The organism is Rhizobium lusitanum (assembly GCF_014189535.1).
Lineage (GTDB): Bacteria > Pseudomonadota > Alphaproteobacteria > Rhizobiales > Rhizobiaceae > Rhizobium > Rhizobium lusitanum_C.
In genome coordinates, this window is the sequence record NZ_CP050308.1 from 2,295,483 (window position 1) to 2,316,372 (window position 20,890).

General features: G+C 62.5%; 16 protein-coding genes and 2 riboswitches. Of the genes, 11 read left to right on the plus strand and 5 right to left on the minus strand.

Annotated features, from left to right (window positions below):
* The first annotated feature begins 62 nt into the window (after positions 1–62).
* A riboswitch (SAM riboswitch) is annotated at positions 63–140 on the plus strand.
* Between the two features lie 49 nt (positions 141–189).
* From metA to HB780_RS24895, 7 genes are all read left to right on the plus strand, one after another.
* Complete coding sequence (gene metA / locus HB780_RS24865; protein ID WP_183690016.1) at positions 190–1,116, plus strand: homoserine O-acetyltransferase MetA; 927 nt, start codon at positions 190–192, stop codon at positions 1,114–1,116.
* Positions 1,117–1,119: 3 nt separating this feature from the next.
* Positions 1,120–2,307 (plus strand): vWA domain-containing protein, encoded by a 1,188-nt coding sequence (locus HB780_RS24870; protein WP_183690018.1) that lies wholly within the window; start codon positions 1,120–1,122, stop codon positions 2,305–2,307.
* A gap of 209 nt (positions 2,308–2,516) precedes the next feature.
* Positions 2,517–3,542 (plus strand): aldose epimerase family protein, encoded by a 1,026-nt coding sequence (locus HB780_RS24875; RefSeq protein WP_183690020.1) that lies wholly within the window; start codon positions 2,517–2,519, stop codon positions 3,540–3,542.
* Between the two features lie 122 nt (positions 3,543–3,664).
* Complete coding sequence (locus HB780_RS24880; RefSeq protein ID WP_047453513.1) at positions 3,665–4,438, plus strand: GntR family transcriptional regulator; 774 nt, start codon at positions 3,665–3,667, stop codon at positions 4,436–4,438.
* Positions 4,435–5,466 carry an SIS domain-containing protein gene (locus HB780_RS24885; protein WP_183690022.1) on the plus strand — a complete coding sequence of 344 codons (1,032 nt, stop codon included), beginning with the start codon at positions 4,435–4,437 and terminating at the stop codon, positions 5,464–5,466. The genes HB780_RS24880 and HB780_RS24885 overlap by 4 nt, the downstream gene beginning before the upstream one ends.
* On the plus strand, positions 5,466–6,623 hold the full coding sequence (nagA, locus tag HB780_RS24890) for an N-acetylglucosamine-6-phosphate deacetylase (RefSeq protein ID WP_183690027.1): 1,158 nt from the start codon (positions 5,466–5,468) through the stop codon (positions 6,621–6,623). Before HB780_RS24885 ends, nagA begins: the two co-directional genes overlap by 1 nt.
* Before the next feature lie 22 nt (positions 6,624–6,645).
* Positions 6,646–7,374, plus strand: coding sequence for an SIS domain-containing protein (locus tag HB780_RS24895; RefSeq protein WP_183690029.1), 729 nt, complete (start codon positions 6,646–6,648; stop codon positions 7,372–7,374).
* Between the two features lie 6 nt (positions 7,375–7,380).
* On the opposite strand, the gene HB780_RS24900 is transcribed toward HB780_RS24895, so the two are convergent.
* The 5 genes from HB780_RS24900 to HB780_RS24920 form a co-directional block, all read right to left on the minus strand.
* Complete coding sequence (locus HB780_RS24900; protein WP_183690031.1) at positions 7,381–10,560, minus strand: efflux RND transporter permease subunit; 3,180 nt, start codon at positions 10,558–10,560, stop codon at positions 7,381–7,383.
* Positions 10,557–11,741, minus strand: coding sequence for an efflux RND transporter periplasmic adaptor subunit (locus HB780_RS24905; protein WP_183690033.1), 1,185 nt, complete (start codon positions 11,739–11,741; stop codon positions 10,557–10,559). Before HB780_RS24905 ends, HB780_RS24900 begins: the two co-directional genes overlap by 4 nt.
* A gap of 358 nt (positions 11,742–12,099) precedes the next feature.
* Positions 12,100–13,929, minus strand: coding sequence for an ABC-F family ATP-binding cassette domain-containing protein (locus HB780_RS24910; RefSeq protein ID WP_183690035.1), 1,830 nt, complete (start codon positions 13,927–13,929; stop codon positions 12,100–12,102).
* A 2-nt stretch (positions 13,930–13,931) separates the two neighbouring features.
* The gene (locus HB780_RS24915) at positions 13,932–14,585 is read right to left on the minus strand and encodes a thiamine diphosphokinase (RefSeq protein WP_183690037.1); all 654 of its coding nucleotides are present in this window, start codon (positions 14,583–14,585) and stop codon (positions 13,932–13,934) included.
* A gap of 65 nt (positions 14,586–14,650) precedes the next feature.
* Entirely contained in the window at positions 14,651–15,178 is a 528-nt protein-coding gene (locus tag HB780_RS24920) for a MarR family winged helix-turn-helix transcriptional regulator (protein WP_183690040.1), read from the minus strand.
* Positions 15,179–15,395: 217 nt separating this feature from the next.
* Between HB780_RS24920 and HB780_RS24925 the strand changes: the two genes are divergently transcribed.
* The 4 genes from HB780_RS24925 to HB780_RS24940 all read left to right on the plus strand — a co-directional run bounded on the left by HB780_RS24925 (position 15,396) and on the right by HB780_RS24940 (position 20,564).
* Positions 15,396–16,931: an MDR family MFS transporter gene (locus HB780_RS24925; protein ID WP_183690042.1), complete on the plus strand. Its 1,536-nt coding sequence runs from the start codon at positions 15,396–15,398 to the stop codon at positions 16,929–16,931.
* 69 nt (positions 16,932–17,000) lie between these two features.
* Positions 17,001–17,118, plus strand: a riboswitch (TPP riboswitch).
* Between the two features lie 72 nt (positions 17,119–17,190).
* A complete protein-coding gene (gene thiB, locus HB780_RS24930; RefSeq protein WP_183697444.1) occupies positions 17,191–18,195 on the plus strand; it encodes a thiamine ABC transporter substrate binding subunit in 1,005 nt (334 codons plus the stop codon).
* Between the two features lie 7 nt (positions 18,196–18,202).
* Positions 18,203–19,843: a thiamine/thiamine pyrophosphate ABC transporter permease ThiP gene (gene thiP, locus HB780_RS24935; protein ID WP_183690043.1), complete on the plus strand. Its 1,641-nt coding sequence runs from the start codon at positions 18,203–18,205 to the stop codon at positions 19,841–19,843.
* Complete coding sequence (locus HB780_RS24940; RefSeq protein WP_183690044.1) at positions 19,836–20,564, plus strand: thiamine ABC transporter ATP-binding protein; 729 nt, start codon at positions 19,836–19,838, stop codon at positions 20,562–20,564. The genes thiP and HB780_RS24940 overlap by 8 nt, the downstream gene beginning before the upstream one ends.
* The last annotated feature ends 326 nt before the right edge of the window (positions 20,565–20,890 follow it).

Here is a 20,890-nt window from a genome sequence, read left to right on the forward strand (position 1 = left end):
CCCGACACCGGCTTTTCCCTCAAGCGCTTCCCCATTGACCGATAGAGGCCGCGGGTTTATTGAATTTGCCTTGTGGTGATTTGGCCGGCCGGCTTGCAGCCACGTTAAATAAGTCGCTAAAGGGCCGCGTGCGGACCGGTAGCGATTCATGATCGCGGCCGGTTTTTGTTTTTTGGTCGAGTGGTAACGATGCCCATCAAGATTCCCGACACGCTGCCCGCGTTCGAAGCCCTTCAGAACGAGGGTGTGCGGGTGATGACTGAAACGATGGCGATCCGTCAGGATATCCGTCCCCTTCAGATCGGGCTTCTCAACCTCATGCCGAACAAGATCAAAACCGAGGTGCAGATGGCGCGCCTGGTCGGCGCCTCGCCGTTGCAGGTGGAATTCTCGCTGGTCCGCGTCGGCGGCCACAAGGCCAAGAACACGTCCGAAGAACATCTGCTCTCCTTCTATCATACCTGGGAAGAGGTGAAGCACCGCAAGTTCGACGGCTTCATCATCACAGGCGCGCCGATCGAGCTGCTGGAGTACGAAGAGGTCACTTATTGGGACGAGATGAAGCAGATCTTCGACTGGACGACGACCAATGTCCATTCGACGCTGAATGTCTGCTGGGGCGCCATGGCGGCGGCCTATCACTTCCACAAGGTGCCGAAATATACGCTGAAGGAGAAAGCCTTCGGCGTCTATCGTCACCAGAACCTGAAGCCATCCTCGGTCTATCTCAACGGCTTCTCCGATGACTTTGCCGTGCCGGTATCGCGCTGGACCGAAGTGCGCCGCGCCGACATCGAGAAGGTGCCGAACCTCGAGATCCTGATGGAATCGAGCGAGATGGGCATCTGCCTGGTGCATGAGCGCGACTGCAACCGGCTCTACATGTTCAATCATGTGGAGTATGATTCCACGTCGCTGGCGGATGAATATTTCCGGGACGTGAATGCCGGCGTGCCGATCAAGATGCCGCATAATTATTTCCCGCATAACGACCCGGAAATCCCACCGCAGAACCGTTGGCGCAGCCATGCGCATCTGTTCTTCGGCAACTGGATCAACGAACTCTACCAGACCACGTCCTATGATCTGGAGGAGATCGGCAACGAGAGGTCCTGACCCTTGTTCATTCTCTTCTTCCTGAAACTGAAGGAAGCGAAGGTTCCGGTGACGCTCCGGGAATTCCTGTCGCTTCTGGAGGGAATGGAGGAAGGGATCGCCGACTATGACGTCGAAGCCTTCTATTATCTGGCCCGCACAACGCTGATCAAGGACGAGCGATTCATCGACCGTTTCGACCAGGTCTTCGCCGATTATTTCCGTGGCGTCGAGGCGATCGGCGGCGGCACTGAGGCGAGTGAGGCGGCCACCATTCCCGAGGAATGGCTGCGCAAGCTCACTGAGAAACATCTGACGGAAGAGGAAAAGAAGCTGGTCGAGGCGCTCGGCGGCTTCGAAAAGCTGATGGAGACGCTGCGCCAGCGTCTCGCCGAGCAGAAGGGGCGGCATCAAGGCGGCTCGAAATGGATCGGCACGGCCGGCACCTCGCCCTTCGGTGCGCATGGCTACAATCCCGAGGGCGTGCGCATCGGCCAGGAGACATCCAAGCACCGCAAGGCGGTGAAGGTCTGGGACCGGCGGGAATTTCAAAACCTTGACGACGGCGTCGAACTCGGCACCCGCAACATCAAGCTGGCGCTGAAACGGCTGCGCCGCTGGGTGCGTGAAGGTGCCGCCGACGAACTCGACCTCTCCGGCACGATCCGCTCCACCGCCGAACACGGCTATCTCGATGTCCAGACGCGGCCGGAGCGGCGCAATGCCGTCAAGCTGCTGATGTTCTTCGATATTGGCGGCTCGATGGACGACCATATCCGCGTGGTTGAGGAACTCTTCTCCGCCGCGCGCGCCGAATTCCGGCACATGGAATATTTCTACTTCCACAATTGCCTCTATGAAGGCGTATGGAAGGACAATCGCCGCCGACGCGTCGACATCACCGCGACATCAGACCTGATCCGCACTTTTGGCCCCGATTACCGCATCATCTTCGTTGGCGACGCCTCGATGAGCCCCTACGAGATCGTCCAACCAGGCGGCTCGGTGGAGCACTGGAACAAGGAAGCCGGCGAAGCCTGGCTCAACCGCATGACCGGCCATTTCCGCAAATGCGTCTGGCTCAATCCCGTGCCCGAGGACTATTGGAGCCACACCACCTCGATCTCCATCATCCGCCGCCTGTTTTCCGACCGGATGTATCCGCTGACGCTCGGCGGGCTAGAGAGGGCGACGCGGGAATTGTCGCGGTGACAATTCCGAACAGGAAACGAACCCATCTGTCGTATGCACTGCACATTTACAGCGCAGTTTGACAACTCCGAAGCCGATGAAGAGAAACCCGAACCAAGCCTTAATCGGCATTCCATCGCCCCTAAATTTCGCATTCGAACTGGTTGCGGATCGGCGCGAATGGGGGCAGGGTCTGGCCTCGAATTTCTGATAGGAATGGATGAGCTGATATGACGGAAAACAGTTTGCAACGGGAAGTTTTCGGAACGACGCCGAGCGGTGAAACAGTCTATCGCGCTAAGATCGTTGGCGGCGGCCTGACGGCGCATATCATCAGCTGGGGTGCTGTCATTCAGGACCTGCGGCTCGACGGCCACGGCCCGGCACTCCTCCTCGGCTTCGACAATTTCGCCGACTATCCGGCCCATTCCTCCTATTTCGGCGCCACGCCCGGCCGCTGTGCCAACCGCATCGGCGCCGGCCGCTTCGCGCTTGATGGTAAGGACTACCAGCTCGAGCTCAACGAGAAGGGCGTCACCCACCTGCACGGCGGCAAGGACAACACCGCCAAGCGCAACTGGACGATCGTTGAGCATGCGGTCGACCGCGTCGTGCTGAAGATCGTCGATCCCGACGGCCGCGCCGGCTATCCCGGCAATTGCACGATCCAGGCGACCTATTGGGTGCATGGCAATGGCGAATTCTCGGTCACCTATGAATCGACCAGCGACCAGCCGACGCTCGCCAATGTCTGCCAGCATGCCTATTTCAATCTCGACGGCCGCGACGACGCGCTTGGCCACGACATCATGATCGCCGCCGATCACTATACCCCAACGGATGAGAAGCAGGTGCCGACCGGCGAAGTGCGCTCCGTCGAAGGCACCACCTTCGACTTCCGCGAAATGGCATCGATGAAGCGCTTCGACGGATCAGAACAGGCGCTCTACGACCATAATTTCTGCCTGTCGCCGGAACGCACCGCCAAGCGCTCCGTGGTGCTGGCGCGCAGCGTCAATTCCGGCGTCTCGCTGGAAGTGCGCACGACCGAACCCGGCGTACAGTTCTATGCCGGCTTCAAGCTCGATGTTCCCGTTCCCGGCCATGACGGTCAGAAGATCGGCCCCTTCGCCGGCTTCTGCCTCGAAACCCAGGTCTGGCCGGACGCCATCAACCATGAAGGCTTTCCGAATGCCGTCCTTCGCCCCGGCGAAGTGCTGCGGCAGGAAACCGACTATATCTTCACAAAGAGCTGAGCCGACAGCGCTCTATCCCGTTGGCATCGGCCGGGCGCTTATCACGCCCGGCCGTTTGATTTTCAGCCAGCACGCCAGAATCATCTTGCAGACTGGTTCTAAATAGGTTCTACATAATCTCCATGGATAGAACCAGTTTAATCGCTGAGCTGAACAGCCGTGGCCTGCGCGACGAAGCGGGGACCGGCCCGCTGTACAAGCGCCTGGCGCAGGCGCTCGCGGGCCTCATTCAGGAAGGCCTGCTGAAAGCGGGAGCGGCGCTGCCGGGCGAGCGCGATCTCGCCGAAGCCTTGCAGGTCGGCCGCGTCACGGTTCGCACCGCCTATCGCGACCTGCTTGCCTCCGGCGCCATCGAATCGCGCCATGGCAGCGGCACCTTCGTGTCACAGCATGTCGAGCGTATCGAGCAATCACTCTGGCGCCTCTCGTCTTTCTCCGCCGATATGCGCTCGCGTGGCCGCGAGCCCGCGGCAAGGATCCTGTCGCGCACCGTCAGCGCCCCCGCCCCGGAAGAATCCTTCCTGCTTGGCCTTCGCCTCGATGAACCCGTGCTACGGCTCGACCGGTTGCGACTGGCGGACGGGCAGCCGCTCGCCATCGAACGCGCCGTCGTTCCGATCAAATTTCTGGGCGAGGATGCGGTTTCCGAAGGTTCGCTCTATGATGCGCTGGCGGGGAACGGCTTCAAGCCGGTCCGCGCGTTGCAGCGACTGACGGCGGTGACGCTCGATCCATCTTCTGCGTCGATCCTGAATGTAAAATCCGGCGCGCCCGCGCTTTTGATCGAACGTATTTCCCGGCTGGAAGACCAGCGCGTCGTTGAATACACCCGCTCGCACTATCGTGGCGATGCCTATGATTTCGTTGCTGAATTGAGAATCGGAGAAGACCTATGAGCGAGACCCAATCCTTGATGCTGACCGAGGCCGGCCAGTCGCCGGAGGTGGTCGCGACCCTGCTTGAGAAAGAAAAGCCCGTCTTTGCCGAAATCGCAAAGCTCTTCTCCTCGGCCCGCCCCTCCTTGATCACCACGGCGGCGCGCGGCTCCTCCGACCATGCCGCCACCTTCTTCAAATATCTCTTCGAAATCTCCTGCGGCGTGCCCGTCGCCTCGATCGGCCCGTCGATCGCTTCGGTCTATGGCACGCCCCTGCACCTGAAGGGCGGCATCCACTTTACCGTGTCGCAATCCGGCGGCAGCCCCGACATCATCGCGTTGCAGGCCGCCGCCAAGCTGGGCGGCGCCACGACCATCGCCATCGTCAACGTCACCGACAGCCCGCTCGCCAAGGAAGCCGATCTCGTGCTCGGCCTCAATGCCGGCCCGGAAAAAAGCGTCGCCGCCACCAAGTCCTTCATCGCCGCCGTCGCGGCGCTGACTGGCGTCACGGCAGCAATCTCGGGCGACCAAACACTTGCTGCCGGCCTCGCCCGACTACCTGAAGCGCTGGCCGCGACAACGGGGATCGACGGCAAGGCTGCCGAAGACGTGCTCTTCAACGCCACCTCGCTCTATACCGGCGGTCGCGGCCCGGCCTTCGCCATCGCGCTGGAAGCGGCGTTGAAGGCCAAGGAAACCGCCGGCCTGCATGCCGAAGCCTTCTCGCTCGCCGAGTTGATGCACGGCCCGATGCGGCTGGTGCAGCCGGGCTTTCCGATTGTCGCCTTCTCGCCCGACGATGCCGCCTTCGCCAACAATGCCCAGGCATTGGAGCGCCTGCAGAAGCTCGGCGCCACCGCCGTCTCCTTTTCCACAGCACCCCTCCCCGGCATCAACCTGCGCATGCCCACTACCGGCAACGGCCTGCTCGACCCGCTGGTGTCGCTGCTCTGCTACTATCGCCTCATCGAAGCGGTAACGCGGCGCAAGGGCTTCGATCCCGACAAGCCGGCCAATCTTCTCAAGGTGACGGAGACCATGTGATGGACTATCAGGTCTTTACCGGCGCACGCATCTTCGACGGCGATCGGTTTCACGAGGATAGCGCGCTGGTGATCGGCAATGGCCGAGTGCAGGCGATCACCGCCGCCAATGATGCGCCCGACAATGCCGAGGCGATCCGCCTTGACGGCGGCGTGCTGTCGCCCGGCTTCATCGACGCGCAGGTAAACGGCGGCGGCGGCCGCATGCTGAACGACGATCCGTCGCCCGAATCCATGTACATGATCGCCGAGGGGCATCGCCCCTTTGGCACCACCGCACTGCTGCCGACACTGATCACCGATGTCGCGGCCGCCACCACGGCAGCCATCGAAGCGGCGATCGAGGCCGTCAAGGCCAATCGCGGCGTCGCCGGCCTGCATCTCGAGGGCCCGCATCTGGCCCCGGCCCGCAAGGGCGCGCATCTGGCCGAGCTGATGCGCCCGGTCGAGGACAGCGACGTCAAAACCTTCATCCGCGCCCGCGAGGCGATCGGCACGCTGCTGATCACCATGGCCGCGGAACAGGTGACAGAACGTCAGGTGCAGGCGCTGAGCGAAGCCGGCGTCATCGTCAGCATCGGCCATAGTGATTGCACCGCGGATGCGGCAGACACCCGCTTTGACGCAGGTGCTCGCGGCGTCACCCATCTTTTCAACGCCATGAGCCAGATGGGCCACCGCGCACCCGGCCTCGTGGGCGCTGCCATCGATCATCCCGCCCCCTGGTGCGGCATCATCGCCGACGGCCATCATGTCGATCCGCGCGCGCTGCGTATCGCGATCCGCGCCAAGCGCGGCGAGGGTCGGCTGTTCTTCGTCACCGACGCCATGTCACTGGTCGGCACCGATCTCGAAAGCTTCTCGCTGAACGGCCGCACGGTCTATCGCACCAAGGGCGGCTATTGCTCGAAACTGACTTTGGACGACGGCACGCTCGCCGGCTCCGACGTCGATATGGCCTCGACCATCCGCTACGGCGTCAACATCCTAGAACTGCCGCTGGCGGAAGCTTTGCGCATGGCGACCTCCTATCCGGCCCGCTTCCTGCGGCTTGCCGATCGCGGTTACCTGACGCCCGGCGCCCGCGCCGATCTCGTCCATATCACCGACGGCATCGACGTGACCCAGACATGGATTTCAGGCCAGCCATCGGCCTAAGCTACAACGAAAGAAGCTCGGGATGACCGCAGTCACGGACAGCTATTTCTCCGCCCTGATCGGCCGGTTGGAAACCTTGCGCGAGGCGCTTGCCGAGCCTATGGCGAAGGCCGCCAACGTCATCAGCGCGGCGGCGCGCGCCGACCGCCGCGTCTATGTCTTCGGCACCGGCCATTCGCATATGCTGGCGGAAGAGGTGCATTACCGCGCCGGCGGCCTCGCCTTCACCATCCCGGTGCTGGTCGGTTCCGCCATGCTGCACGAAGGCGCCGTCATTAGTTCGGTCTATGAACGCACCGAAGGCCTGATCCGGCCGATTTTTGAGCGCTATGGGATGCAGCCCGGCGATGTGCTGATCATCGCCTCCAATTCCGGCGTCAATGCCGCTCCAGTCGAGGCGGCCGATTATGGCCGTGAGCTCGGCACCACGGTCATCGCTATCACCTCGCTCGCCTATTCCGCCGCCATTGCCAATGGCCGCCGCCGGCTTGCCGATATCGCCGACATCGTGCTCGACAACGGCCTGCCGCCGGGCGACGCCATCATCGGCCTGCCGGGAAGCGAGCTGAAGGTGGGGCCGGCATCGACCGCGATCGGCGCCTCCCTGCTCAACGCCATCTTCGCCGAAGTCGCCGCTGAACTCTCCAAGGATGGCGACCCGCCGGTCTACCTCAGCGCCAACATGCCGGGCGCCAAGGAAACCAACCAGCGGCTGGTCAAAAAATACCGGCCGCGCAATCCTCACCTTTGATCGGCATCAGTGCACGGCAGCATCCGGAACCACGGTCTCCGCCGCCGGAGCCTCCGGCCGCTTGCGCCCTCTGCGCAGCACGACATAGAAGACCGGGGTCAGGAACAAGCCAAATATCGTCACGCCGAGCATGCCGGAGAAGACCGCCGTGCCGAGCGACTGGCGCATTTCCGCGCCGGGGCCAGTGGCAATCATCAGCGGCACGACGCCGAAGATGAAGGCGAAGGCAGTCATCAGGATCGGCCGCAGACGCAGATGGCTGGCCTCGATCGCCGCCTCGACGGCGCTCTTGCCCTCCAATTCCGCCTGACGGGCAAATTCCACGATCAGGATCGCGTTCTTTGCCGCAAGGCCAATCAGCACGATCAGGCCGATCTGCGTCAGGATATTGTTGTCCATGCCCCTTAAGTGCACCCCGATCAACGCGGCCAGCACCGCCAGCGGCACGATCAGGATGATGGCGAGCGGCAGGGTCCAGCTTTCATACTGGGCCGCAAGCGCCAGGAAGACGAAGATGACCGACAGGGCGAAGATATAGACCGCCGTGTTACCGGTATTCTTTTCCTGATAGGCGAGTTCCGTCCATTCAAAGGTCGTGCCCGCCGGCAACAGGTTCCTCACCAGTCCCTCCATGGTGTCGAGCGCACTGCCGGTCGAAACGCCCGGACCGGGATTGCCCTGGATGGGAACTGAGACATACATGTTGTAGCGCTGCACCAGCGTCGGCCCGGTCGTATCCCTGATATCGACGAGAGTTCCGAGCGGCACCAGAGCCCCGGTGGCCGAGCGAACCTTCAGCGCCAGTATGTCCTCGCGGTCCATGCGATATTGCTGGTCGGCCTGCGCCCGCACCTGATAGACGCGGCCAAAGGCGTTGAAGTCGTTGACATAGGACGTGCCGAGGTTGATCGACAGCGTCTCGAAGATGTTGGGGATCGGCACGTTGAGTGCCCGAGCCTTGTCACGGTCGATCGCCAGGAAATATTGCGGGCTATTGGCCGAGAAGGTGGTGAAGACGCCACTCACGCCCTTGTTCTGCGCAGCCGCTCCCATGAGCTGGTAAGCGAGCGGCAGGATACGGCGCATGTCGGGATTTTCCCGGTCCATGATCTGCATCTTGAAGCCGCCGGAATTGCCGACGCCACGGATCGACGGCGGCGGAATGGCGATGATAAAGGCCTCTTGAATACCCTGCAGGTTGCCGTAGAGCTGGCCGATGATCTTGCCGGCCGTATCGCCGCTCTTCAAGCGCTCCTCAAAAGGTTTGAACGGCGTGAAGATGACGCCGGAATTCGAGGCATTGGTGAAGGTCGCGCCATTGAAGCCAGCGAAAGCGACGGCATTCTCGACGCCAGGCGTCTTGTTGATGATCGCGGTCGCCTTCTCAATGACCGCATTGGTGCGTGCCAATGATGCTCCGTCGGGCAATTGCACGACGACGATGGCATAGCCCTGGTCCATGGTCGGAACGAAGCCCTGCGGCACGATCCGGCCCATGTACCATGTCGCACCGAGCAACCCGACGAACACGAGAAGGGCGCAGCCGAGCGCCACCCAGGTGGTGACGAGATGACGGATGATCCAGGAATAGCCCCGGCTCATCGACTCGAAGCCCCGGTTGAAGCCATCACCCAGAGCGCGTCCGAAGCGCGAAACGATATTGTTGGATTTCTTATGATCGTGCGGCCGCAGCACGATCGCGGCGATCGCCGGCGACAGCGTCAGCGAATTCAGGCAGGAAATCGCCGTTGCGATGGAGATGGTCACCGCGAACTGCCGATAGAACTGCCCGGTGATGCCGGGAATGAAGGCCGTCGGCAGAAAGACGGCGACCAGGACCAGCGAAATCGCCAGCACCGCAGTACCGACCTCGTTCATCGTCACATGCGACGCCTCCTTCGGCGTCATCCCGAGCGCCAGGTTGCGCTCGACATTCTCGACGACCACGATAGCGTCGTCGACGACAATGCCGATGGCGAGCACCAATCCGAACAATGTCAGCATGTTCAGCGAGAAGCCGAAGGCGAGCAGGAAGGCGAAGGTGCCGATCAGCGACACCGGAATTGCAATGATCGGAATGATCGCCGTCCGCCACGATTGCAGGAAGACCAGCACGACGATGGCAACGAGAATCGCCGCCTCGAAGATCGTCTTGTAGACCTCGTAGATCGATTCCGCGATGAATTCCGTCGGATTGTAGACGATGCGATATTCGAGGCCCTGGGGGAAATCCTGAGCCAGGCTCTCCATCGTCTTCTTGATGCTTGCGGCGGCGTCAAGCGCGTTGGTGCCGGGGCGAGCAAAGATGCCAAGCGCAACGGCTGGGTTGCCGTTCAGATAGCTGTTGGTGACGTAGTCCTGCGCCCCGAGCTCGATGCGCGCCACGTCCTGCAACTGCACCAGCCGGCCGCTATCCGTCGCCTTGACGATGACATAACGGAACTGCCGCGCATCGGAAAAACGCCCCTGGGTCGTTACCGTATATTGAAAAGCGTTGGTACCCGAAACCGGCGGCCCGCCAATCGAGCCACCCGAAACCTGTACGTTCTGGTCCCGCAGCGCCTGGACGATGTCGCCGGCGGTCATGCCGTAGGAGGCGAGTTTTTCCGGGTCGAGCCAGATACGCAGCGAATATTGCCGCTCGCCGAAGAGCTGCACGTCGCCGACGCCGTCGAGACGGACGAGAAGGTCGCGGATACGCGAGCGGGCATAATTGGAGATATAGAGCTGGTCGTAGCGATTGCTCGGCGACAGCAGGTGCACGACCATCATCAGGTCGGGCGAGCTCTTAACCGTCGTGATGCCGATCCGGCGAACCTCTTCCGGCAGGCGCGGCTCAGCGATGGCGACGCGGTTCTGGACCAGAACCTGCGCCTTGTCGAGATCCGTGCCGAGCTTGAAAGTGATAGTGAGCGACATCGAGCCGTCGGCGCTGGAATAGGAGGACATATAGAGCATGTCCTCGACACCATTGACCTCCTGCTCGATCGGCGTCGCCACCGTATCGGCGATCGTCTGGGAATCGGCGCCCGGATAGGATGTTCGAATGACGATGGTTGGCGGCGCAACCTCAGGATATTGCGCGACCGGAAGCTGGAAATAGGCGATGCCGCCGACGATCAGCAGCACGATGGACAGGACCGACGCGAAAATCGGTCGGTCGACGAAGAAATGGGAAAACCTCATTGGTCGGTCCCCTGTGCCCCTGCATGAGCGGGCGCCTCGTCATTCGCAGCTTCCTGCGGCAGTTCGATCAATTGCGGCGCGACCTTGACGCCGGGCCGGATGCGCATCAGGCCGTTGACGACGATCGTCTCGTCGCCGGTCATGCCTTCGCGGATAACGCGATAGCCGTAAAGCTTCGGCCCGAGCCGGACGGCCTTCGGCGTCACGTTGCCATCCGCGCCGACGGTATAGACGACACGTTGGTTCTGGTCGGAACCGATGGCTTCATCGGGCACGAGGATCGCCTTGTAGCTATTGGAACCTTCGACCTGAACGCGCCCGAACAGGCCGGGCTGCAGCACGAGATCCGCATTCGGGAAGCGGGCGCGCACGCGGATCGTGCCGGTTTGGTTGTCGACCCGGTTTTCGGCGAAATCGAGCTTGCCCTTGAACTCCTTCTGGCCGGCGTCGGCGATCTTCACGGTGACGTTAAGGCCGCCGCCGCCCTGCTGCAAGGCACTGCCATGCTTGCGCGCCTCGTCGGCATAGGAAAGCAGCCGGCGCTCATCGACGTCGAAGTAGAAATCGATCGGGTCGAGCGAGACAATGGTCGTCAGAATGGTCTGATCGGCCTGGACGAGATTGCCGACCGAAATCAGGCGCCGGTCGATACGGCCGCTGAGCGGCGCGGTGATCTTGGTGAAGTCCATGTCGAGATTGGCACGATCGACGGACGCCTGCGCGCCACGGACATTCGCTTGCGCGGAGAGAAGATCGCGGCGGCGGTCGTCCAGGGTCGAGGCCGACTGGCTGCCCGTCGTCGACAGCGATTGGGCGCGCTTGAATTGCGCATCGGCGAGCGTCAGGGACGAATTTGCCACTTCCAGCGATGCCGTCGCCTCGTTGAGCGTCGTGATGAACGGCCGCTGGTCAATCACGAAGAGCAGGTCGCCCTGCTTGACCATGGTGCCGTCCTCGAAATGCACCTCCTGGAGATAGCCGCCGACGCGCGAACGGACGGAAACCTCGTCGACCGCCTGGAAGCGCCCGATGAATTCGTCGCTGTCGATGACATCGCGGACGACGGGCTTGGCGACCGTGACGGGTGCGGCGGGCGGCGCGCTCTGCGCCAGCACCTGAGACCCCGTGAGAATAGCAATTGTGAAGCTGAATATAGCGATACGCGCCAGCGTCTTCGGCATGAAGGCCCCCTAAAACAATAAGCCACCCACGGCCGGAAGCCGTGTTAAGCGTTCGTCATGTCTGACTGCAATCTTCCACGAAGGACCTGTCGCCCCAACGGCGAAATCCAATCAAGTCCTTCGAATTCCCCACCACATCGCAGATCGTGTTGACCTGCATATCGCCCAGCCCAAGGGCTGGTAGCTGCAGCATATATATAAACGGTTTATCGAATTCGACAACAAACATTAGTGTGACGCAGCCACGCGCAACTGTTTGTTTTTTCTAATATAGCTGGACACCCAGGGGATGACGCGGGGTCCGTGGGCGGGAATTTTCGCCCTCCACGTGCAGAGTGGGCATTGTCTCAGCCGATCCTCAACCTTCCAGCTCTTCCCGCAGCATTTCCAGTTCCAGCCATTCCTCTTCCATCTTCAGCACGCTCTCGCGCAGCTTTTCCATCTCGGCCGCCAGCCTGTTGAAGCTCGCCGGATCCTTGGTGAAGAGGTTGGGGTCGGCCATCTTCTTTTCGCGGGCGGCGATTTCCGCCTCGGCCTTGGCCATTTCCTTCGGCAGATTTTCAAGCGCGAATTTTTGTTTGAAAGAGAGCTTGACCTTGCCCTTCGAAGCCTCGGCCGCAGGCGCCGAGGACCCGGCCGCCTTGGGCTTCTCAGCCGCCTTTTCAGCCCGCTTGCGCTCCTCCAGCGCGCCCTTGCGCTGTACGAGCATATCGGAATAACCGCCGGCATATTCGATCCAGCGGCCGTCTGGGTCATCAGGATTGGCGGGCGCGATGGTCGAGGTCACGGTGCGGTCGAGGAAGTCGCGGTCATGGCTGACGAGGATGACCGTGCCATTAAAGCCGGCGACGATCTCCTGCAGCAGATCCAGCGTCTCGATGTCGAGATCGTTGGTCGGCTCGTCGAGGATCAGAAGATTGGTCGGCCGCGACAGGATGCGCGCCAGCATCAGCCGGGCACGCTCACCGCCGGAGAGATTCCTGATCGGCGTGCGCGCCTGTTCCGGCTGGAAGAGGAATTCCTTCATATAGCCGGTAACATGCCGCTGCTCGCCATTGACCAGCAGGTTCTCGCCGCGACCGTCGGTCAGATAGTTGGCGAGCGTATCCTCCAGATTGAGCTCCTCGCGCTTCTGGTCGAGGGTGGCGATTTCCAGATTGGTGCCGAGCTTCACATTGCCGCTGTCCGGCTTCAGCTGGCCCGTCAGCATCTTCAGCAACGTCGTCTTGCCGGCGCCGTTCGGGCCAACGAGGCCGATACAATCGCCGCGATGCACGCGGATCGAAAACGGCGCGACGATGACGCGCTCGTCATAGGCCTTGGTGATCTTATGTGCTTCGATCACCAGCTTGCCGCTCTCCTGGGCGTCGGCGGCAGCCCCCTGCACGGAACCCAAGGCGCCCCTATGACCACGATGGCGCGAGCGCATGTCGTGCAATTCACCGAGGCGGCGCATGTTGCGCTTGCGCCGCGCGGTGACGCCATAGCGCAGCCAATGTTCTTCGCGCTCGATCGCCTTGCCGAGCTTGTGCTGCTCCAGCTCCTCGGCTTCCAGCACCTGGTCGCGCCAGGCTTCGAAGAATGCAAAGCCGCGATCGAGCCGCCGCGAGGTGCCGCGATCGAGCCAGACGGTCGCCGTCGAGACTTTTTCAAGGAAACGACGGTCGTGCGAGATCAGCACCAGGGCGCTGCGGGTCTTCTGCAGCTCGCCTTCCAGCCACTCGATGGTCGGCAGATCGAGATGGTTGGTCGGCTCGTCGAGCATAAGGATATCCGGCTCCGGCGCCAGAACACGGGCAAGTGCCGCGCGGCGCGCTTCGCCACCCGAGAGCGTCTTCGGATCTTCCTCGCCGGTCAGCCCGAGATGCGAGAGCAGATAGGTGACACGATAGGGATCGTCGCCCGGCCCAAGCCCGGCCTCAGCATAGGCGGCGACCGTCTTGTAGTCGGCGAAATCCGGTGCCTGCTCGAGATAACGCACGGTCGATGACGGATGACGGAAGACTTCGCCGGACTGGGCCTCGACCATGCCGGCGGCGATCTTCAGAAGCGTCGACTTGCCCGAGCCATTGCGGCCGACCAGGCAGATCTTGTCGCCCGGCTCCACCTGCAGCCCAGCGCCGGCCAGGAGCGGAGCGCCACCGAAGCTCAGGAAGATGTCGTCCAGTTTCAGAATGGGAGGGGCCAAGATCAGACTCCGGTAAGGTCATAAGGGCGCGCAAGGACGATCGCCCTGCCGCTGCCGAGCGAAAGGCGCACAGGGCCTTCCGCGACATTGGAAATGGTGCGCGACGCCCCGAAGGGCAGATGGAAATCGCGCAAGGGATAGTGGGCATTGTGAATGAAGAGGCCCGTCAGGTCGCTGAAGCCGAGAACGGAAAACAGCGAGCCGGGGGGCAACGCCAGATCCATGTCGCCCGGCAGCAGCGGCACCGCCTCTTCGTCACCCGAGGTCAGCAGCACGTCGAAGCCTTTTTCGGCAAGCTGAATGCCGTAGAGCAGATGCTGGATCGCATGATCCGAACGCTCTCCGCCCATGGCGCCGACAAGGATCAGCCGCTTAGCGCCGCGATCGATCGCCTCGGTGATGGCGATCTCGCCATCCGTCGCCGCCTTCGCCGCCGGATAGGGCTGCTTCGGCACGCCAGGAAAAGCGCCGCGCAGGTCCGCTGGCGTCGAGTCGAAATCGCCGACCCAGACTTCAGGCGTCGCATTCAGCGCCACGGCGTGGCGCATGCCGCCATCCGCCGCGATGAAACGGCTGCCGGCCGTCGCCGCGCGCAGCCGGTCCGTGAGGCGCAGCTCGCCGCCGAGGAGGATGGTGAAGGTCGTGGATTGGCTCATGCGCCAAGCCCATAGCGCAAAGACATGTCCCTAGGGAAGAGCGCTGTTTGGAGCCAAGCCGGCATTCAGTCGGCGGTTTCCTTGAGACGCGTCTGAAAAGCATGCTCGTAGCCGCCGATGAAGCGGTCGAACAGATGCGAAAAGGCCTCGATATCCTCGGCCGACCAATCCGCAAGGATGCTTTCGATGAGCGCGAACTTCTGCGCCTGGATTTCGGCGAGCAACCTTTGCCCGAGCGTGGTCAGCACCACGACGATGCGCCGCGCATCCGCCTGCGATGCCTTGCGGCGCAGCACGCCTCGGGTCACCATCTCGGCGACGATGCGGCTTGCCCGCGAGGGGTCGATGCGCAGGATCTCGGCGATTGCCCCGACGGTCACTTCACCGGACACTTCCGCCCGCCTGACGGCATCGATGACGTCCAGATGCGAAAGCTCCAGCCCCGGCGCAACGTTCTGGATCGCCAGCCGCCCGATCATGCGGCGGCCCGTCATTAGGCGCATACGCGTCATCACCTGGCCGATGCGCAGCAGGTTCTCGTCTTCAGGCAGCGGCGTCGCTTCAATTTCTCGTGTGGTCGTTGCTGATGTCATTCCGCCAGCATATCAAAGATGGGCAGACATTAAAATATGCAAACGGCATTCATCTGCCGTTGACAATTATATGCCAATAGCACATATATTGCCCTGCAACATGTTGCCCTCGAATAGCCTACCCGAAAGCAAGATGCTGCGGATTCAGGAACTGGAGCGACCCATGCCCGTTCGGTCGAACGCGCGGCACTCCAGGCAAGCTCGGATTTCTCGTTCCATGGACATGCAGACCACGCCCGCGCCGCTCGTTGCGGATCACCGCCGCCGGCTTATCCTCTTCTTCTTCCTGATGACCGCCATGTTCATGGCAACGCTCGACAACCAGATCGTATCGACGGCGCTGCCGACGATCGTCGGCGAATTCGGGCATCTGGAACGCTTCGGCTGGATCGGCTCTGCCTATCTGCTGTCCCTTTCTGCCGTCATGCCGGTCTACGGCAAGCTCGGCGACCTCTTCGGCCGCAAGTATGTGATGATGACCGCGATCGCGATCTTCACCGTCGGCTCGGCCGTCTGCGGTCTTGCGGTGTCGATGGATACGCTGATCGCCGCCCGCGTCCTGCAGGGTCTTGGCGGCGGCGGCATCCTGGTGTCGATCTTCGCCGTCAACGCCGACCTCTTCGAGCCGCGTGAGCGCGCACGCTACCAGAGCTATTCCAGCCTGGTCTTGATGGCATCGGGTGCCATCGGCCCCGTTCTCGGCGGCACGATGAGCGACCTCTTCGGCTGGCGCTCGATCTTCCTCGTCAACGTGCCGATCGGCTTCATTGTGCTCACCGGCCTCGCCTTCATGCTGCCTTACCGCAAGCCGGCCCGTAAGCCGAAGATCGACTATGCCGGCGCGATCCTGCTGGCGCTCACCACCACCAGCATCGTGCTTGCCGCCGACGGTACGGAACTCTTCGGTTCGCTGCTGTCGCCGCAATGCCTTGGGATCATCGCCTTCGGGGCGCTCTGCGCGGTCGCCTGGGTCTTCGTTGAGCGCCGCGCGCCGGAGCCGATCGTGCCGCTAACGCTGTTCCGCAACCCGACCTTCGGCCTGCTCCTGATTATCTCCATTACCAGCGGCGCCGTTGCGATCGGCATGGTCAACTATTTCGCACTCTTCCTGCAAACGACGACCGGCCTGTCGCCGTCGGTGGCGGGTCTGCTCTTCATCCTGTTGACCGGCGGCATCGTCTGCGGCTCACTTTCGGCCGGCCGGCTGATTTCGGCCAGGGGCCGCTACAAGCCCTTTGCGATTGCCAGCGCCGCCTGCAGCACTATCGCCTTCGCAACACTGGCACAGGTTCATGCAGGTACGCCGATCGCCTTTATCGGCGCCCTGATGCTGCTGCATGGCATCGGCATCGGCCTGGCTCAGCAGGTGCCGGTCATCGGCATCCAGAACACCGCCGCCAGTCGTGACGTCGGAGCGGCGACCGGCGCCGTCACGCTGTCGCGCATGGGCGGCGCCTCCATCGCCATCTCCATCTACGGCGCCATCATCGCCGCCAAGCTCGGCAATGTCGGCGTCTCCATTCCCGGCGTCACCAACATCAAGGAACTGACGCCGAAGATGATGGCCGCCCTGCCGGACGCCACGCGCGAAGCGGTCGCCAGCGCCTATGCCAGCGCCTTCAGCCCGCTGTTCATGACGGCCGCCGCCATCTGCCTTGTCGGCCTGCTGACCTCGATCACGCTGAAGAACGTCCAGCTCCCGAGCGCCACCAAGAAGCTCGATAGCCAGGCCGCCGCTCACGCCGCCGAGTAAGCTGCGCATCCTCGCAATCGACAAGGGGGCACCCCCTTGTCATCCCCTCGTCACGGGGCTAAACCTGCCAACGCTCTAACGGGGTGCCTTATGTCTTTCAAAGACATCTGGCTGAGAGGCCTTCACCGGCCAACCCGCGGAACCTGATCCGGCTAACACCGGCGGAGGGATTAGACGCGTGACGAAATCATAGCGCCCTTTTCCCGTTCAAGACGAAACCAAGAGGAGGCGCTGCCATGCCCAACCGATCGCTGATGACATTCTTTGCCGGGCTGGCCTTTGCCACCGGCACCACCTTTTTGCCGCGCAGGCCGCAGAGGCCGCCGACAAGACGCTCACCATCTATACCTATGAAAGCTTCACCGCCGAGTGGGGTCCCGGCGCCAAGGTCAAGGCCGCCTTCGAGAAGACCTGCGGCTGCACGGTCAACTACGTCAGCGTCACCGATGGCGTGGCGCTGCTCTCCCGGCTGAAGCTGGAGGGCGCGGGCACCAAGGCCGACGTCGTTCTCGGCCTCGACACCAACCTCGTCGACGAGGCCAAGGACACAGGCCTGTTCGACACTAGCGGCGTCGATACATCCGCCCTCAAGGTCCCAGGTGATTTCAAGGACGATGTTTTCGTGCCCTATGACTACGGCCATTTCGCCGTGATCTATGACACCCAGACCATCAAGAACCCGCCGAAGAGCCTGAAGGAACTGGTCGAGGGCGATCCGTCGCAGAAGATCGTCATCGAGGACCCGCGCACTTCGACGCCGGGCCTCGGTCTGCTGCTCTGGGTCAAATCGGTCTATGGCGACAAGGCCGCCGACGCCTGGACGAAGCTCAAGGGCCGCATCCTGACGGTGACGCCCGGCTGGTCGGAAGCCTATGGCCTCTTCACCAAGGGCGAAGCGCCGATGGTGCTCTCCTATACGACCTCACCGGCCTATCACATGATCGAGGAGAAGACCGACCGCTATCAGGCGGCCTCCTTCTCCGAAGGACATTACATCCAGATCGAAGTGGCCGGCCTGATCAAGTCGTCGCCGAACAAGGATCTTGCTCGCGACTTCCTGAAGTTCATGGTCACGCCGGGCTTCCAGGACACAATCCCGACCAACAACTGGATGATGCCGGTCTCCGCCACCTCCGAGCCGCTGCCGGATGCCTTCAGCAAGCTGGTCGTTCCCGCCAAGACCTTCCTGATGAGCCCGGATGTCGTCGAGAAGAACCGCAAGGCCTGGATCGACGAATGGCTAACGGCCACCAGCACCAACTGACACCGACATGATACTGACGGCGCCTGAGAGACGACATGCCATAGCCGGCGGGGCATTCAGCCTTGCCGGCATCGCCGTCTTCATCGGCCTCGCCATCATCATCCTGCTTGCCGCCGGCATCGGATCCGGCGGCGGCAATCCACTCGCAGACCCCTATCTTCTCCGCGTGTTGCGCTTCACCCTGCTGCAGGCGACGCTCTCCACCCTGCTCTCCATCCTTTTTGCGATCCCGGTTGCCCGCTCCCTGGCACGACAGCCGCGGTTCCCCGGTCGGCTCTGGCTGATCCGGCTGATGGCCGTTCCCATGGGCCTGCCGGTGCTGATCGGCGCGCTCGGCCTGCTCGGCATCTGGGGGCGCCAGGGCATTCTCAATCAGGCGCTGGCGAGGCTTGGCCTGTCGCAGCCGATCAGCATCTACGGGCTGACGGGCATCCTCTTGGCGCATGTCTTCTTCAACCTGCCACTGGCGGCCCGCCTGATGTTGGCCGGGCTCGAACGCGTGCCGGCGGAATATTGGCTGATGGCCGGCGGGCTCGGCATGCGCCCTGGCTCCGTCTTCCGCTTCATCGAATGGCCGGTGCTGCGCGGCCTGATCCCCGGTATCGCCGGCCTGATCTTCATGCTCTGCGCCACCAGCTTCACGCTGGTGCTGACGCTTGGCGGCGGCCCGGCAGCAACGACGATCGAGGTGGCGATCTACCAGGCGCTCCGCTTCGATTTCGATCCCGGCCGCGCCGTCACATTGTCACTGCTACAGATCGTCGTCACAGCCGCTATTCTCGGCGCCATGGCGCTAACGCCAGCGCCGGACGAGCACGGGTTGACGAGCGGTCGTGCAACGCGGCGCACCGACGGGACATTGCCTGCCGCACGATGGACCGACGGCGCGCTGCTGCTGATCGCCGCCCTGTTTATCGGCCTGCCGCTCGCCTCGGTGGTCGTCACCGGCCTCAAGGCCGATCTTCTGAAACTCGTCAGCCAGACGATCTTCCTGCAGGCAACCGCAACGAGCCTTGCCATCGCTCTTGCCGCCGGTCTTCTGGCGGTGCTGACCTCCTTCGCCATCGTCCGCGCCCGTGCGACCATATCGACCGAACGCCGGAAAACACCCGGCCTGCGCGGGCTGACCATCGGTTTGAGCGGCACCTCCTCGCTGGTCCTCCTGGTGCCGCCGATCGTACTGGCAACCGGATGGTTCCTGGCGCTGCGGCCGCTCGGCGACCCCGCCCGCTTCGCCGCCCTGCTAATCATCGTCATCAACGCCCTGATGGCGCTACCCTTCGTCATCCGCGTCATCGAACCGGCCTATATCATCCACCGCCGCCACACGGAGCGCCTCGCCGCCAGTCTCGGGCTTACCGGTCTTGCACGGCTGCGCCTCATCGACTGGCCTGGCCTGCGCAAACCCTTCTTCACCGCCCTCTCCTTCGCCATGGCGCTGTCGCTTGGCGATCTCGGCGCCGTCGCCCTTTTTGGTTCCGATAGCCTGATGACCCTGCCATGGCTGGTCTACAGCAAGCTCGGCAGCTACCGCACCAACGATGCCGACGGGCTTGCTTTCATCCTGGGGCTGGTATGTCTTCTGCTGACCATTGCCGGCACGACCGGACAGGGCAGGCATGAGGATGAAGGCAGGCGGAATGACTGACGGGCAGAACATGGCGGAACAGAGCATCGCGATGACCGGCGTCGAGCTGCGGCTCGGCACGCATGATTTCCGCTTCGACTGCGATCTGCCGCACGGCAAGATCATCGCCATCACCGGCCCATCCGGATCGGGCAAGTCGACCTTCCTCAATCTGCTCGCCGGCTTCGAGACGCCGGACCGTGGCCGCATCCTGCTCGCCGGGCAGGATGCGACAGGCCTGCATCCTTCCGAGCGGCCGGTATCGCTGGTCTTCCAGGACAACAACCTCTTTTCCCATCTCGATCTCTTCACCAATGTCGGGCTGGGCATCAGCCCATCGCTAAAACTCACGGCGGACGACCGGAAACGGATTTCGGAGGCGCTAGCGCGTGTCGGGCTTGCCGGTTTCGAACGGCGCAAACCGGGCACGCTCTCCGGCGGCGAGCGGCAACGTACCGCTTTCGCCCGGGCGCTGGTGCGCGACAAGCCGATCCTGTTGCTCGACGAGCCCTTCGCCGCGCTTGACCCCGGCCTGCGATCCGGCATGGCCGAACTTCTGACCACGCTCCACCGCGAAACCGGCAATACGGTGCTGATCGTCTCGCACGATCCCTCGGAAGTCCGGCGCCTCGCCGATCACGCCGTCTTCATCGACGGCGGCGCGATCCGGCTTTCGGCGCCCATCGACCGCTTCCTGACACAGGACAACATCCCGGCACTGACCACATTTTTACAGCATTAAGCGCAATGCAGCATTTCAGCGGCGATTTTGCCTTAATTTTGTCGCGGCATCCGGCTGAAAGTCCTCGTAAATGCTTGCCAAAATACAACGCAGTCACAATTAAGCGGAGTCTCGCTATGCAACGGCTGCCGAAATCGGCTACAGCAAAAGCTCGGATCATCCGGTTGAACTCAGGTCTGATCGCGGTGGATGCAACCTTAGACGACACGCGGCTATGATCGGCCCGGTTATGATCAAGCAAGTTTGGCGCCCAGCCGGTATGGCAGCGAAATGAGTGGGATACAGGTACTGAAGCAGAGCAAGCACGCAGGACGAAGGATCAGTGC

Coding starts and splice junctions, on each gene's coding strand:
- metA (WP_183690016.1), top strand. CDS start 190: ATGCCCATCAAGATTCCCGACACGCTGCCCGCGTTCGAAGCCCTTCAG.
- thiP (WP_183690043.1), top strand. CDS start 18,203: ATGATACTGACGGCGCCTGAGAGACGACATGCCATAGCCGGCGGGGCA.
- HB780_RS24880 (WP_047453513.1), top strand. CDS start 3,665: ATGGATAGAACCAGTTTAATCGCTGAGCTGAACAGCCGTGGCCTGCGC.
- HB780_RS24915 (WP_183690037.1), bottom strand. CDS start 14,585: ATGAGCCAATCCACGACCTTCACCATCCTCCTCGGCGGCGAGCTGCGC.
- nagA (WP_183690027.1), top strand. CDS start 5,466: ATGGACTATCAGGTCTTTACCGGCGCACGCATCTTCGACGGCGATCGG.
- HB780_RS24875 (WP_183690020.1), top strand. CDS start 2,517: ATGACGGAAAACAGTTTGCAACGGGAAGTTTTCGGAACGACGCCGAGC.
- HB780_RS24900 (WP_183690031.1), bottom strand. CDS start 10,560: ATGAGGTTTTCCCATTTCTTCGTCGACCGACCGATTTTCGCGTCGGTC.
- HB780_RS24925 (WP_183690042.1), top strand. CDS start 15,396: ATGGACATGCAGACCACGCCCGCGCCGCTCGTTGCGGATCACCGCCGC.
- HB780_RS24895 (WP_183690029.1), top strand. CDS start 6,646: ATGACCGCAGTCACGGACAGCTATTTCTCCGCCCTGATCGGCCGGTTG.
- HB780_RS24920 (WP_183690040.1), bottom strand. CDS start 15,178: ATGACATCAGCAACGACCACACGAGAAATTGAAGCGACGCCGCTGCCT.
- HB780_RS24905 (WP_183690033.1), bottom strand. CDS start 11,741: ATGCCGAAGACGCTGGCGCGTATCGCTATATTCAGCTTCACAATTGCT.
- HB780_RS24940 (WP_183690044.1), top strand. CDS start 19,836: ATGACTGACGGGCAGAACATGGCGGAACAGAGCATCGCGATGACCGGC.
- HB780_RS24885 (WP_183690022.1), top strand. CDS start 4,435: ATGAGCGAGACCCAATCCTTGATGCTGACCGAGGCCGGCCAGTCGCCG.